This window comes from Deltaproteobacteria bacterium (assembly GCA_016875395.1).
Classification (GTDB): domain Bacteria; phylum Myxococcota_A; class UBA9160; order UBA9160; family UBA6930; genus VGRF01.
In genome coordinates, this window is record VGRF01000005.1 from 35,458 (window position 1) to 49,525 (window position 14,068).

At 70.8% G+C, this 14,068-nt stretch carries 10 protein-coding genes; 2 read left to right on the top strand and 8 right to left on the bottom strand.

What is annotated here, in order from left to right; genetic code table 11:
• Position 1 precedes the first annotated feature (1 nt).
• The 7 genes from menH to FJ091_05875 form a co-directional block, all read right to left on the bottom strand.
• Positions 2 to 856: a 2-succinyl-6-hydroxy-2,4-cyclohexadiene-1-carboxylate synthase gene (menH, locus tag FJ091_05845; GenBank protein MBM4382875.1), complete on the bottom strand. Its 855-nt coding sequence runs from the start codon at positions 854 to 856 to the stop codon at positions 2 to 4.
• The gene (gene menD, locus FJ091_05850) at positions 853 to 2,616 is read right to left on the bottom strand and encodes a 2-succinyl-5-enolpyruvyl-6-hydroxy-3-cyclohexene-1-carboxylic-acid synthase (GenBank protein MBM4382876.1); all 1,764 of its coding nucleotides are present in this window, start codon (positions 2,614 to 2,616) and stop codon (positions 853 to 855) included. Before menD ends, menH begins: the two co-directional genes overlap by 4 nt.
• Positions 2,603 to 4,030 (bottom strand): isochorismate synthase, encoded by a 1,428-nt coding sequence (locus FJ091_05855; protein MBM4382877.1) that lies wholly within the window; start codon positions 4,028 to 4,030, stop codon positions 2,603 to 2,605. Before FJ091_05855 ends, menD begins: the two co-directional genes overlap by 14 nt.
• Positions 4,027 to 4,728, bottom strand: a complete 702-nt coding sequence (locus FJ091_05860; GenBank protein MBM4382878.1) for a ubiquinone/menaquinone biosynthesis methyltransferase — start codon at positions 4,726 to 4,728, stop codon at positions 4,027 to 4,029. The genes FJ091_05855 and FJ091_05860 overlap by 4 nt, the downstream gene beginning before the upstream one ends.
• Positions 4,725 to 5,504 (bottom strand): MerR family transcriptional regulator, encoded by a 780-nt coding sequence (locus FJ091_05865; protein ID MBM4382879.1) that lies wholly within the window; start codon positions 5,502 to 5,504, stop codon positions 4,725 to 4,727. The genes FJ091_05860 and FJ091_05865 overlap by 4 nt, the downstream gene beginning before the upstream one ends.
• Before the next feature lie 87 nt (positions 5,505 to 5,591).
• Entirely contained in the window at positions 5,592 to 6,749 is a 1,158-nt protein-coding gene (locus FJ091_05870) for a hypothetical protein (GenBank protein ID MBM4382880.1), read from the bottom strand.
• A gap of 112 nt (positions 6,750 to 6,861) precedes the next feature.
• Positions 6,862 to 7,962, bottom strand: a complete 1,101-nt coding sequence (locus tag FJ091_05875; protein MBM4382881.1) for a phosphotransferase family protein — start codon at positions 7,960 to 7,962, stop codon at positions 6,862 to 6,864.
• A 227-nt stretch (positions 7,963 to 8,189) separates the two neighbouring features.
• Between FJ091_05875 and FJ091_05880 the strand changes: the two genes are divergently transcribed.
• Positions 8,190 to 10,373 carry a molybdopterin-dependent oxidoreductase gene (locus FJ091_05880; protein MBM4382882.1) on the top strand — a complete coding sequence of 728 codons (2,184 nt, stop codon included), beginning with the start codon at positions 8,190 to 8,192 and terminating at the stop codon, positions 10,371 to 10,373.
• Between the two features lie 385 nt (positions 10,374 to 10,758).
• On the top strand, positions 10,759 to 11,289 hold the full coding sequence (locus FJ091_05885; GenBank protein ID MBM4382883.1) for a hypothetical protein: 531 nt from the start codon (positions 10,759 to 10,761) through the stop codon (positions 11,287 to 11,289).
• 13 nt (positions 11,290 to 11,302) lie between these two features.
• On the opposite strand, the gene FJ091_05890 is transcribed toward FJ091_05885, so the two are convergent.
• A complete protein-coding gene (locus FJ091_05890; protein MBM4382884.1) occupies positions 11,303 to 13,720 on the bottom strand; it encodes a CoA transferase in 2,418 nt (805 codons plus the stop codon).
• Positions 13,721 to 14,068: the final 348 nt, after the last annotated feature.

A 14,068-nucleotide genomic window follows, 5' to 3' on the forward strand; every position in this document is an offset into this window, starting at 1 on the left:
GTTAGGGAAGCGCGCGCGACGGCGCGCTTGCGCCTGCGCGCGCGAAGAAGTCGAGCGCGAGTGCGGCGAAGGCGTCCGGCGCATCGAGGTGCACGGCGTGCCCCGCGGCTTCGATGACGCTCGACTCGCCGCTCGGCGAGATCGCTGCGAGCTGCGCTGCGATCGCGCGGAACTTCGCGTCCTCGGCGCCCGCAACGAAGCACGCCGGCGCGGCAAGGCGCTCGAGCGCGTCGTGCAGTGGCGGCTGCGCGCCAGAGCCCATGCCGCGCAGGCTGTTCGCGAGCCCGTGGGGCCGATTGCGCAGCCGCTGCGCGCGCGCCGCGGCGAGCGCTTCGGCGCCGAGGCGCGCTTGGCTCGCGAACAGCGGCAGCGCCATCCAGCGCTCCACGAATGGGGCGATCCCGTCGCGCTCGATCGACGCGGCGAGGGCCTCGTCGTCCCGCACGCGCGCCGCGCGCTCGTCGTCGTGCACGAGCCCCGCGCTCGCGCCGACGAGCACGAGCGAGCGCACGCGCGCGGGATGGAAGGCGGCGACCGCTAGCGCCGCTCGCCCTCCCATCGAGTAGCCGAGCCAGTGCGGCGCACCGATGCCGAGCACGTCGCAGAGTGCGTCGAGCTGCGCGGCGCAGGCCTTGATCGCGTAGGGCGCGAGCTCGCGCGGCGCATCGCTCGCGCCGTGGCCGACGAGGTCGACGCGCACGACGCAGTGCCGATCGCGCAGGCGCTCAGCCACGCCGTCGAGGCTCTCGCACGCACCAGTGAAGCCGTGCAGCGCCACGACCGGCGTGCCCTGGCCCTCGCGCACGACGTGCAGGCGCACGCCGCACACTTCGACGTCGAACGCGCTGGCGTTCACGCGCACGCCTCCGCCGCGGCGTCCTGCGCCACGCGCGCGAGCGCGCGAAACGCGGTGACGTTCGCTGCTGGATCCACGGGCACTTCGATCACCGAGACGCCGCCGCGCGCGAGCGACGTCTTCAGCGCCGCGCGGAAGTGCTCCCACGAGCCGACGCGCTCCCACTCGATTCCGAACAGCTCGCTCGCCTTTCGGAGCGGCAGGCCATGAGGCGTGTGGAAGAGGCGCTCGAACGCGATGGACTCGCGGTGCTCGGCGATCGGCAGGAAGGAGAAGATTCCGCCGCCGCCGTTCTCGATCAGCACGATCGTGAGATCGCGCGCGTCGCGCACCGCGGCGAGGCCGCCGAGATCGTGCAGGAACGCGAGGTCGCCGGTGAGCAGCGCGACCGGGCCGGGCCACGCAGCGGACGCGCCGAGTGCGGTCGAGGTCACGCCGTCGATGCCGTTTGCGCCTCGGTTGACGAGTACGCGCAAGCGCCGAGAGGAGGCCGGCGCGAACGCGTCGACGTCGCGGACCGGCATGCTGTTCGAGAGGGCGAGCAGCGCGCCATCCGGCAGCGCGGCGGCGAGCTCGCGCGCGAGGTGCGGCTCGAGCAGCGCAGCCTCGGCGTCGAGCGCGTGCGCCACCGCGGCTTGCGCGGCGCGCTCGGCGTTCGCGAACGCGCTCTGCCAGCGGCTTACCCGCGCGCGATCACCGAGCGCGTCCGCGGCATGGGTGAGAAGCGCCCCGGGATCACTCGCGCTGCGCGCGGTCGCGAGGCGGCTCACGTCGCTGAAGCGCGCCGCGGAGTCGATCAGCCAATAGTCACTCGGCGCATGCGACTCGAGCCAAACCCGCAGCGCCTTGCTCGTGGGCGCGCTGCCGAGGCGCAGCACCGCGCGCGGTGCGTGGGCGCGCGCGAACGCGCCGTCGCGTAAATACAGCTCGTAGGCGGCGGCGACGTTCGCGCTCTCGACGTGTGCGCCGAAGCGAAGCTGTGATGCGGCGTCGGCGAGCACGGGCCAGCCCGACGCGCGCGAAAAACGCACCGCCGCGTCCGCGAGATCGCTCTGCAGCGGCAGGGGCCCCGCGACGATCACGCCGCGCTCTTCGCGCCGTGTGAGTGCGGCGAGCGCGTCGATCTCGGCGAGCGACGGCGACGGGAGATCGTTGCGCGCGAGCACGTTTTCGCTCGCGAGCGGCGCAAGTGGCGCGAGTCCGTGCGGCGGTGTGAGCGGTTCGCGCAGCGGCCAGTTGAGATGCACGGGGCCCGGGTTCGCGCCCTGCGCGTGGGCGAGTGCGCGGTTGGCCACGCTGCGCGCGACGCGCTCGGCCGCAGCGCCCGCCTCGGGCAGCGGCAGCTCGTGGAACCAGCGAACGTGGCTCCCGTAGAGCCGCACCTGATCGATCGTCTGCCCCGCGTCGCAGTCGCGCAGTTCCGGCGGCCGATCCGCGCTGAGCACGATCAGCGGCGTGCCGCCGTAGTGCGCCTCGATCACGGCGGGGAAGTAGTTCGCCGCCGCGGTGCCGGACGTACACAAGAGCAGCGTCGGCGCGCCGGACGCCATCGCGAGGCCGCGCGCGAAGAATCCGGCGGAGCGTTCGTCGAGCTGCACGAAGATGCGCAGCCCGAGCGGCTCGCAGCGCAGCGCGGCGACCGCGAGCGGCGCGCTGCGCGATCCCGGCGAGAGCACGCAGTGGCGCACGCCGCCCGCGACGAGCGCGCGGAAGAACTCCGCCGTCATCGTTGCGGTGGCGGCGGGATCAGCCGCGCGCATGCGACGTCTCGCGCAGCGCGTGAAACACGGTGCGCAGCTTGAGGCGCGTCTCGCGCTGCTCGGCCGCCGGCTGCGAGCCGGCCACGATGCCTGCGCCGGCGTAGAGACGCGCGTGCTCTCCGCGCAGCAGCGCGCAGCGCAGCGCGACGAACAGCTCGCCGTCGCCGCGCGCATCCTGCCAGCCGATCGCGCCCGCGTACCAGCCGCGCTCGAGCGGCTCGTTCGCCGCGAGCCAGCGCGCGGCGGCTTCGCGCGGCGCGCCCGCGACGGCGGGCGAAGGGTGGAGGCGCGCGGCGAGGTCGAGAGCGCTCGCGTACGCGCTCGGGGCGAGCCGCCCGCACACGCGCGTTTCGAGATGCTCCACGTCGCCGGCGGCGAGCGGACGCGGGGCCGCGGGCTCGCTCAGCGCGTCGCACAGGGGCGCGAGCGCGCTGCGCAGCGACGCCACCACGTGCTCGTGCTCTGCGCGTTCCTTCGCGCTGGCGAAGAGCGTGGAGCGCGCGCGTGAATCGCGCGCCGCGCTGCGCCCGCGCCGCGCGGAGCCTGCGAGCGCCTGCGCCTCCACCACGCCGCCCGCGAGGCGCACGAGCAGCTCGGGTGTCGTGCCGAGAAACGCGGGCCCGCGGCGCTCGAACGATGCGTGAGGAGCGAGCGCGAACGTCGCGCCGCGGGGATGCGTCGCGCGCAGCGCGCGCAGGATGTGCGCGACCGGCGCGCGCACGCCGCGGCAATCGATCGCGCGCGCGACGACGAGCTTGTCGATCTCGCCCTTCGCGATCGCATCGAGTGCCTCCGACACGAGTCGCCGATAGCCGCGCGCGGGCCGCAACAAGCGCAGCGGGCTCGCGTCGCTCCGAGCGGGCGGCTGCGAGTGCGCCGCCGCGTGAGCCCACGCCTCGGCCTCGGCGCGCGCCGCGTCGAGCGCAGCGAGCGCGACCTCGCGCGGGTCGCCGGGCTCGATGCGAGTCGACCACGCGAGCCGCGCGCCGCGCGGGTCGCGGGCGAGGAGCGCGCGCGGCAGCACGAAGCGGCAGCTTCCGAATGCGCGCCACGGGCCGTCCTCGCGTGGCGCTTCGTGCGCGAAGGCGAAGCCGCCCACCCAGCGCGCATCGGCGCCCGGCGCGGCGTGAGTGCGCGCCGCCTGCTCGCGCAGCTGCGCGCTCGCGAGCTCGAGCCGATCCGCGCCATCACTCTCGACCACGGCGCTGGCGCCGAGCGCTGCGAGCGCGACCGATGCGCAGGGGCGCTCGAGCATGAAGCGCTCCTCGGCGCGCGCTGCGGAGAAGGCGTGCGTCGAGTCGAACGCGGCTTCGTGCGCCGCGAGCGCGCGGCCCGCGACGACGAGCTGCGCGAGGCCGCTCGCGCGCGCCGCGGCGAGCGCGGCGTCGACACACCGTTCGCCCGCATCGCTCACGACTTGCGCTCCGCGATCACGAGCTGTGCGGCTCCGAACAGGAACCTGCGCTTGCGCAGCGCGGTGAAGCCCGCGCGCTCGATCATCGCGAGTAGCTCCGCTTCGGGCGGCAGGTACGAAGTGGACTCCGGCAGGTAGCGGTAGGCCGCGCGGTCGGAGAGCAGCGCGCCGATCAGCGGCACGACGCGATCGAAGTAAAACGAATGGCCCGTTCGCACGAAGCGCGAACGCGGACGATCGACCTCGAGGATCGCGAGCCGACCGCCGGGCCGAAGCACGCGTGCGCACTCCGCGAGAACCGGTTCGAGCGAGATGAAATTGCGCAGCGCGAAGCCGCAAGTGAGCGCACTCGCGCCGCCGCTCGCGAACGGGAGCGCGAGCGCGTCGCCCTGCACGAGCGTCGCGCCGACCTCGCGCTCGCTCGCGCGGCGCAGCATCTCGCGCGCGAAGTCCACGCCGACGACGCGAGCTCCGCGCCTGGCGGCCAGCTCGCAAAGATCGCCCGTGCCGCACGCGAGGTCGATTACGAGATCGCCCGGGCCGACGGCGATCGCGCTCAGCGCGGTGCGGCGCCAGCGCAGGTCGAGACCGAACGTGAGCAAGCGATTCATGAGGTCGTAGCGAGGAGCGATGCGATCGAACATCGACTGCACGAAGCGCCGCTTCGTTTCGGGCGTGGGAATGCTCACGGGCTTCATCGCCACGAAATCTCGAGCTGCCCGGAGGTAGCGGCCCGAAGCGCGTCCTCCACCGCGCGCGCCTCGCCGACATCCGAGAGACGCGCGAGCGCGCGGCGCACGAGCGTGTTGTGGAAGTGCAGCGCGACGAGCCGCGTGGCCTCGGGCAGCAGCTGGCGGAGGAGCGCCGCGAGGTCGAGCGGCGGCACGCTCGGCGATTCCGCAGCGGCGCGCGCGCGTTGCTCGAAGATCGCGATCGCGCGATCGGCGGTGGTTTCGGTCGCGCGCGCGTGTTCGCTGGAGAGCGCGAGCAGCTCCTGGAGGGGCATGCCCGAGCTGAAGATCACCAGCGCCGCGCGGCACATGCCGAGGTCGGACTCGCTGAAGCGCTCCTCGCCGTCGATCGCGACGGGCTGCAGCAGGCCGGTGCGCTGCACCACACCGAGGATCGGCTCCGAGATGCCGGACAGCGCGGCGAGCTCTGCGCGCGTATAGGTGCGCTCGCCGACGCCCTCTGTCAGCAGGGCGCTCAGCAGCTGCGGCGTGGCGGACTTCCGGCCGCGGCGTGCGCCGCGCGGGCGGCCCGGCTGCTTCGCGAGCTGACCGATCTGCTCGAGCTTGAAGCCGCTACGCGCGAGCTTCTGGATCTCGCGCAGCCGCGCGAGGTGCTCGTGGCCGTAATAAGCGACGCGCCCAGCGTGCGTGGGCGGCGCGAGCAGGCCGCGGCGCTGATAGAAGCGCACGGTGTCGACGTTCACGCCCGCGGCCGTCGCCAGCTCTTCTACTCGGTATCGCATGAGCAGTGTCTATAGGAGTAGATACTCTCATGGTCAAGCCTAAGCTCCGACGGTGGTCGCGAGTGAGGTCTGAGAAATCGGCGCGGCCTACATCCACGCGTCGTCGCCGAGGCCGAGCTTCGGCCACGGGCCGGAACAAATCGGCTGGCAGTTGCCGACGCCTTCTCCGCCGCCGACCGGGTCGATCACGCGCACCGCGGTGTCCCGGATCTGGTGGAGGCGGCGCGCTGTCGCGGGCTCGCTGCAGTCGAGGATGCGCTCGCCGTCGAGGTGGCTCGGGCCGCGCCACTCGCCGTGGTGGTGCCCGTCAAAGCCGAAGTAGAGGCCCGCGCCGAGCTGAACGCCGGTGTCGCTCAGCACTTCGAGCGTGATCGGCCGCTCGCGGCCGTCGGCGGTGCGCGCGAGCACGCGGCCTCCGAGCAGGCGGCGATTGCGCGGGTCGAAGCGCAGCTCGGGTGTCAGGTCGACGAGCGCTTCTTCGCGCCCGTCCGCGTGCTCGACCTTCGCGGTGACGTGCTTCTGCGTGAAGCCCGCGCCTTCGATCAGCGTGTAGTGGAGGAACAGGCCGTAGCGAGATCCGTCCGCGCGGGTGAGCAGGGAGGGGCACCAGATCATCTGAAAGCCGAAGCCGGGCGGAATCGCAGGACGCGGCTTCGTGTCGGTGGGCGGCGTGCCTACGTCGTAGCGCACGCCCCACGAGTGATCGCGCGTCGAGACCCAGCTGTTAGGCGACATCTCGATGCGGCGGCCGTCGAGCTCGATCCAGCCCGCGCAGGTCCCGATCTGGTGGTATCGCACGAGCTCCGCCGACGCGCGGAAGTCGTGGCGCATGAACGTGCGCTCCTCGACCGCGGGATTCAGCGCGGCTTCGAACAGCCAGTCGAACGCGAGCGGCTGGCACGAGTTGGCCTCGAGGCGGAAGCGAATCTTGCGGAGCGGCTCCACGACTTCGTAATGGATCGGCCCCGCGAACGTGCGCGATGGATCCGCCGCGAGCTCGCGGCTCGCGCGCACCGTGAGCTGCTCCTTGCCGCGCGAGAGCGCCGCGTAGGCGTCCATCACGTTGCGGTTCGTGTACTTGCCGAGCCCGAAGCCGAGCTGCAGCGAGCCGTCGCGCGCCATCGCCATCGCGCACACCTTCTCGGTCCACGCGGGATCGCTCGTGCCCACGTGCGCGAAAGTCTCCGCGACTTGGTGCGTGAAGGACTCGTCGGCGGGAAGGATGGGTCCGATCGGATTCGTCATGGGTGCTCCAGCTTCGAAACGCGCACAGGGGACGTACGCGCACCTTTACGTGTGAAAGTGCACGTACGTCCCAGGTGCGCGCTTTCGTGCACGTACGTCCCCAGTGCGCGCGCTAGCGCCAGTACGCGCCGCTCAGCATCTGCTCGAGCAGCGGGCGGTGCGGGATCGTGGCGTCGAGGTCGGCGGGCCAGGTGGCTTCGCCGAAGTGCACGGAGCGCGCGTGGATGCGCGCCATGATGATGCCGTGGCGCAGCGCTGCGTAGGCCTCGTACCAGCGCAGGTCGATGCGCTGGCTTGTTAGGCGCGCGTACTCGGCGGCGACATCCGCGGCGCGCAGGAAGTCGGGCATGCCGGGCAGCTTCGCGCCGACGGCGATCATCTGGAAGAACGCGTGCATGAACGAGAGCCAGCCGAGATCGAGGCCACGCGGGCCGAGCGCGGCCATCTCCCAGTCGAGCACCGCCGCCGGCGCGAAGCCGTCGTACATCACGTTGCCGATGCGCGAGTCGCCCCAGCTGATGCGCGCGTCGCCCTCGTCCGCGGGCCAGTGTGCTTCGAGCCACGCGAAGGTGCGCTCGATCAGCGGGTAGCTGCGGCCCTGGCGCATCCAGTCGTAGAAGCGGCGCTGGTTCTCCACGTGCCGCCGCAGCGCCGTCGCGCCCGGCAGCGCGAGCTCGAGGAACTCCGCGCCCTCCTTGTTAGGGTCGATCGCGTGCAGGCGCGCGATGGCGGCGATCGTCGCGTTCTGCAGCGCGCGCTGCTCCGCCGCGCTCGCGTCCTTCAGCCAGCTCGTCATCGGATACGGCATGATGTCCGGTGGCACACGCCCGCTGACGCGCTCCATCACGAAGAACGGGGAACCGATGCGCGCAGGGTCTTCTTCGAGCCAGCGCACGACCGGCACGGGCACGCCACCGCGCGCGGCGAGCTGCATCACGCGGAACTGCTTCGCGAGCTCGTAGCTCGGGAACACGGGCACGTCGCGCGGATCGGGCGCCACGCGCGCGACGAACGCGCCGCTGCGCTCCGCGCCCGCGTCGCGCCAAGTCGCGTCGAACAGCAGCGTCTCGCTCGACATGCCCGTTCCGCTCGGGCTGCCGAGCTGCGCGATGCGCGCGCCGGGCAGCTTCTCGCGGAGCCACGCCTCGAGGTGCGTGCGCGTCTGCTCGACGTCGCGTGTGGAACGCTTCGGCGCCTTGATCTCGTCGGCCATCTCTCTCCCTAACAGTTAGGCGCCATGCGCCGCGACGAGCGGCAGCGTTGCGTGCGTCGCGAGGCCCACTGAATCGCGCGGAGTCGCTTCATGCGGGCAACGTACGCCGTCGGCGCGAGCGGAATCCACCGCCGACCCGCCTTGCAAGCGTCGATGGCGCGCAGTTGGCGCGGTAGCGCGCGTGCGCGTTCTGGCGTTTCCTCGCGTCGCCCACCCGGAGGCCGCGAATGCCCGTCACCACGCACCGCTCGCTCTGCCGCTTCTGCCACGCGCACTGCGCGGTAAAGGTGCGCGTCGAGGACGGGCGCGTCGCGAGCGTGATCGGCGACAAGGACGACCCGCTCTACGCCGGCTTCACGTGCGCGAAGGGGCGCGAGGTGCCGCGGCAGATGGAGCACGCAGAGCGCCTGCTGCACTCGCAGCGCCGCCGCGCGGACGGCACGCACGAGCCCATCGCGAGTGCGCAGGCGATCCGCGAGATCGCGGACAAGCTGCGCCGCATTCTCGATCGCGACGGCCCGCGCGCGATCGCGGCCTACACCGGCACCTATTCGTTCCCGTATCCGCCCACGCAGCCGATGGGCTGGGCCTTCATGGATGCGATCGGGTCGCCCATGCGCTTCACCTCGAACACGATCGACCAGCCCGGCAAGACGATCGCGCTCGCGATGCACGGCAGCTGGGGTGCGGGCCCGCAGGTATTCGACGACTCGGACACGTGGCTCTTGTTAGGGCTGAACCCGCTCGTTGCGATGAGCGGCGGCGTGCCGAACACGAATCCCGCGAAGCAGCTGCATCAGGCGAAGAAGCGGGGCCTCCAGCTGATCGTGATCGACCCGCGGCGAACGGAAGTCGCGGAGCACGCGACCGTCCATCTCCAGCCGAAGCCCGGCGAAGATCCGACCATTCTCGCGGGCCTCCTGCGCGTGATCATCGCCGAGGGCCTGCACGACGAGCGCTTCATCGATGAGCACGTGAACGGCCTCGAGGCGCTCCGCGCTGCGGTGGAGCCGTTCACGCCGGAGTACGTGGAGCGCCGCGCGGGCGTGCCGGCCGCGGAGCTGATCCGCGCGGCGCGCATCTTCGCGAGCGCGAAGCGCGGCTGCGCGAACGCGGGCACGGGCCCGAACATGGCGGGGCACGGCAACGTCACGGAGTACTTGTTACTGGCGCTGATCACCGTGTGCGGGCGCTGGCTGCGCGCGGGCGAGCGCGTGCCGAACCCCGGCGCGCTGCTGCCGCAGTTCCCGGCGAAGGCGCAGGCGAACCCGCCGTGGCAGGCGCACGGCTACGGCGAGAAGCTGCGCGTGCGCGGCTTCACCGACGCCGCGTGCGGGCTCGCGACTGCCGCGCTCGCCGAAGAGATCCTGCTCGATGGGCCGGGACAGGTGAAGGCGCTGTTCGTGCTCGGCGGCAACCCAATGATGGCGTGGCCGGATCAGAAGAAGACCCACGCGGCGATGAAGAAGCTCGAGCTGCTCGTGACGCTCGACATCAAAATGAGCGCGACCGCGAAGCTCGCGCACTACGTCGTCGCGCCGAGAGTTGGCTACGAGGTACCGGGCCTCTCGCTGCCGAACGAGACGCTGAGCTTCTTCGGCGTCGGCTTCGGCTACACGCAGCCCTACGCGATGTACGCGCCGAAGCTGGTCGACCCGCCCGCGGCCTCTGATTTGATCGAGGATTGGGAGCTGTTCTACGGCCTCGCCCAACAACTCGGGCTGCAGCTGAAGCTCTCGTCCTCGTTCTCGTGGGGCCCTTCTGCGAGTGAAGGGCCGACGCCGCTCGACATGCAACGCAAGCCGACCACGGACGAGCTCTACGAGCTGCTGTGCAAGGGATCGCGCGTGCCCCTCGCGACGGTGAAGGCTGGGGGCCGCGGCGCGCTCTATCCCGACGACTCGATCGTCGTCGCCGAGAAAGACGCGGGCTGGACGGGCAAGCTCGACGTCGGCAACGCATACCTATTAGGCGAGCTCGCCGAGATCGCGCGCGAGTCCGCCGCAGACGACGCGCGCTTCGCCTACCGCCTGATCTCGCGGCGTCTCCCCGACATCTACAACTCGAGTGGCCGCGACATCCCGCGGCTCACGCGCAAGTGGACCTACAACCCCGCCTTCATGCATCCCCACGACCTCGCGAAGGAAGGCCTCGCGACGGGCGACACGGTCGAGATCGCAAGCGGCTACGACCGCATCCTCGGCATCGTCGAAGCCGACGACAGCGTGCGCAGCGGCGCGATTTCGATGCCGCACGCGTTCGGCGGCCTACCGGAGGAAGCGCACGAGGTCGCGCGGCTCGGCAGCAACACGGGCGCCCTAACACCTGTCGACCGCGACTACGACCCGATCACGGGCATCCCGCGCATGAGCGCGATTCCGGTGAACGTGCGGAGAGTGAGGGGGATGTGAAAGACAATGATCAATTCAACAGGATCATCGCGCTGGCGAGGCAAGAATTTGCGGAGCTGACGCAACACGTTCCGCGCGCGAGTTTCGTCGATCCGCCAAGCTTGGAGCAAAGTGCTGCCGATCGTTGCGCGGCCCTGGTCGCAACACTTCTTTCGAGAATTGCCTCCCTCAACGTGCTCGTCGCACGGAGAAACCTCGTTTCGCCAGCAATACCGGCGACGCATGACGAACCGGGGGCGCAGTTCCTAAGGGAACACTTGCTTTCAGCCGAGGGCGATCTGAGGGTTCTCGACTCGCGCCTGATCGACATGGGGCGTTCGGCTTCGACGTTCCTGACGTACGGGATCCAGAGCCAGCGAAGGTCGCTGCCTATCTTCGGTTCGCGGTGGAACGATGCGACGGGATCTGGGATTGGAACGACGAGGACTTCGCATTCCAGCAGGAGGATCACGGAGCTGCACTCCGATTGATTGACTCGCCGCTGTTCGACCCGGAGAGTTGGCTCCGAAGGGTGGCAGAGATCCCTCCGTTCGCGATCCGCAAGCCCGAGCATTTGCCGTACCACGTTCGCGTTCGGATCGAGGAAATGAGGCAGCACTACATCTTCGGTTCCTGGATCGGATTCCTTGCAACCGCTCGAGCCCTGATTGAGTTTGCGCTGGTGGATAGATCCAATCGCCTTGGGATCGATCCCTACGTTTATGCGAGGCGATTGAAGGGACTCAGCGAGTTAGTTGAAGAGGCGCGCCCGAACTTGGGGGCGATGTCCACGCGCCTCGCCGCTGTGGTCCGCGCCGCGAACAGCGTTCTGCACCCCAGACGCGATGACAAGTTGGTGACGATCCCACAGCTGATGGAGCGCGAAGCCCGGAGGGGCTTCGAGGTTTGCGTCGCCCTCGTCGAGCGCGTCTACTGATGGTAACTGGCCGCTAGGTCAGCACTCCCTTGTTGCCCAACTCCGCAATCTTCTCCTCGCTGTACCCGAGGATCCCCTTCAGCACCGCGTCGTTGTCGCGCCCGAAGTGGATCGCGGCCTTCGGACGCAGCGGCTCGCAGGCGCTGAGCTTCACGCGGCCGTGCTCGACGTGGGTGGTCTGGTAGATCGAGTGCTCGCACTCGATCCAGTGGCCGCGGTGCTGCATCTGCGGGCACTCGTAGAGCGTCGCGGTGTCGAGGACTTCGTGCGCGGGAACGCTGCGCGCTTGGAGGGCGCGCTCGATCGCGCCGGCTTCGCGCGTCTTGCACCACGCGGCGACCGCCTCGTTCACGGCGGCGCGGTCTTCGCGGCGAGTGATCAGGTCCTCGCGCTGCATCTCGGCGCACAGCGCGCGCCAGTCGCGCTCGTCGCGCACCGAGAGCGCGACCCAGCGATCCTTGCCGGCGCACGGGAACACGTCGTGCGGGAAGTAGCGCTCGTCCTCGTTGCCGCAGCCGCGCACGACGCGGCCGTTCACGCGGTAGTCGAGGTAGCCGGGCGCGGCGAAGTGGAGGGCGCTCTCCGCTTGTGACTGGTCGATGCGCTGGCCGCGACCGGTGCGCTGCTGCTCGGCGATCGCGCCTAACAACGCGAGCGTGTTGTACCGGACCGCGATGAAGTCGGTGTACGCGGCCCATGGACCGGACGGGATGCCGCCCTTCTCGGCTGCGAGGGTCATGTAGCCCGTCACGCTCGCGGCGAGATTTCCGAACCCGGTGAAGCTCCTCCACGGCCCGGTCTGACCCATCAGGCACGACTCGATCAGGATCGCGCGCGGGTTCTCGCGCTGGATCGTCTCCCAGCCGAGGCCCAGGTGGTCGAGTACGCCGGCGCCGAAGGACGAAGTGACGACGTCGGCCCAGCGAATGAGATCGAGAATCGCGTCGCGACCCTCGGGCGTGTGCATTTCGATCGTCACGCCGAGCTTGTTCGCGTTCGCGCTCTGGAAGCCGCCTGCGCCTTCGGGGTGCGGGTTCGCGAACTGGTAGGGCGGGATCACGCGCAGCGTGTCGATGTGCTTGCTCGACTCGACGTGCACGACCGTCGCGCCGTAGTCCGCGAGCACGCGCGTCGCGCCGGGACCCGCGAGCACCCAGAACAGGTCGAGCACCTTGAGCCCCGCGAACGGCAGCTCGCCCGCCGCGCCGGCGCGTACATCTGTTAGGGAGAGCGGCGCATTGCGCTGCTCCGCGCGCACCTCCGCGTCGTGCTCGCCGAGCCGCGGTGCGCGGCGCGTGATGCGCAGCGGCGTCTCGCTGAACTTCGCCCAAGCGCCGGGGTGGAGAAGCGGCGCGCCGTCGAGCGGGCTCGGCAGCGTCGCGGCGAACTCGCGCGCCTTCATCTGCGGACTACTCGTGATCTCGCCCAGATCGAAGACCGGCGCGACGAGCAGGCGGCGCTTCACGCTCTGCTCCATCAGCTCCGCGCTCGTCTTCGTCGCGAAGAACGCGCGCAGCGCGCGGTCGACCGGCTCGTACGAGCTCTCGGGGATGACGCCGCCGCCGATGCGGAGCGCGAAGCTGTTCCAGTCTTCGTCGATCAGCGCGGGATCGCAGCGGCCCTCTTCGGCGAGCCATCCCAACAAGCGCTTCATGAAGTGCCCCGTCGAGGGCAGGAACGCAGGGCCGAGCGTGACCCAGCCGTCCGCGGTGGGATACCGCGTACACAGGAACGCGCCCTTCACGTAGGCGCCGCCCGAGATGCGGCGCGCGGGCGTCTCGCCGATCGCGGCGTCGAGCGCACGGAACTGCGTCGCGAGCGTGGTGGCGTGCTGCATCGCGGCGTCGACGTGCTGGCCGCGCCCGGTCTTCTGGCGCGCGAAGTGCGCGATCAGCGCGCCGACGGCGCCGTCGGCCGCGGCGTGCAGCCCCGCTTGTGGAACCGCGGCGCGCACGGGGCGGCCGTCGGCTTCGCCAGAGAGGAAGAGGGTGCTGCCGGCGGCGAGGCCGATGAGATCGGTGTAGGCGTAGTGCGCCTTCGGACCGTCTTGGCCGAAGCCGCTGATCGAGACGTAGATGAGCGCGGAGTTGATCGAGGCGAGGTCCTCGTAGCCGAGGCCGAGGCTCGCCATGTGGCCGGGCGCGAAGCTCTCGATCAGGAAGTCCGCGCCGCGCGCGAGCTGCTTCAGCTCTGCGCGGCCCGCCTCGGTTGTTAGGTCGAGGACGATGCTGCGCTTGCCGCGCGCCCAGGCCCACCAAGTGAGCGAGCGCTCTTTGTCGCGCGTGTCGCCCGCGAACGGGCCGCGCTCGCGGGCGCTCGACCCACCGGTGGGCTCGATGGCGATGACGTCGCAGCCGAGGTCGGACAGGAGCTGACCGCACAGGATTCCGTCTTCGGTGGAGAGGTCGAGCACGCGGTAGGGCTTGAGCATTCGGGGATTGAATCACAACGAGGGTTGGTGACGGGAGTCGATCGTTGCGGGGTTGCCTTGTTCTCTCGTTCACGGTGCCGCCGCGCGGTCCGGCGGGGGCTCGGCTGCGCTCGGCCGCGTGGGCGCGTCGGGGGATTGCCGTGCCGAGATCGTGCTTTCTGGCGCACTCATCCGAGTGTGCGCGCGCCCACGCCCGGGCACTCGCTCCGCGACCCCCGCCTCCCCGCGCGGCTCCTTGCTGTTACGTCTCCCCGCGTGTGTGTTGGGAGAACCGTGACGCGGCTGCGCCATCGAGGCGCAGCCGCGTCACTTTTCTGTGTCGGCGGCGTGTCGCGCTCGTGCCCCCTC

Coding starts and splice junctions, on each gene's coding strand:
- menD (MBM4382876.1), bottom strand. CDS start 2,616: ATGCGCGCGGCTGATCCCGCCGCCACCGCAACGATGACGGCGGAGTTC.
- FJ091_05860 (MBM4382878.1), bottom strand. CDS start 4,728: ATGAAGCCCGTGAGCATTCCCACGCCCGAAACGAAGCGGCGCTTCGTG.
- FJ091_05865 (MBM4382879.1), bottom strand. CDS start 5,504: ATGCGATACCGAGTAGAAGAGCTGGCGACGGCCGCGGGCGTGAACGTC.
- FJ091_05870 (MBM4382880.1), bottom strand. CDS start 6,749: ATGACGAATCCGATCGGACCCATCCTTCCCGCCGACGAGTCCTTCACG.
- FJ091_05875 (MBM4382881.1), bottom strand. CDS start 7,962: ATGGCCGACGAGATCAAGGCGCCGAAGCGTTCCACACGCGACGTCGAG.
- FJ091_05880 (MBM4382882.1), top strand. CDS start 8,190: ATGCCCGTCACCACGCACCGCTCGCTCTGCCGCTTCTGCCACGCGCAC.
- FJ091_05890 (MBM4382884.1), bottom strand. CDS start 13,720: ATGCTCAAGCCCTACCGCGTGCTCGACCTCTCCACCGAAGACGGAATC.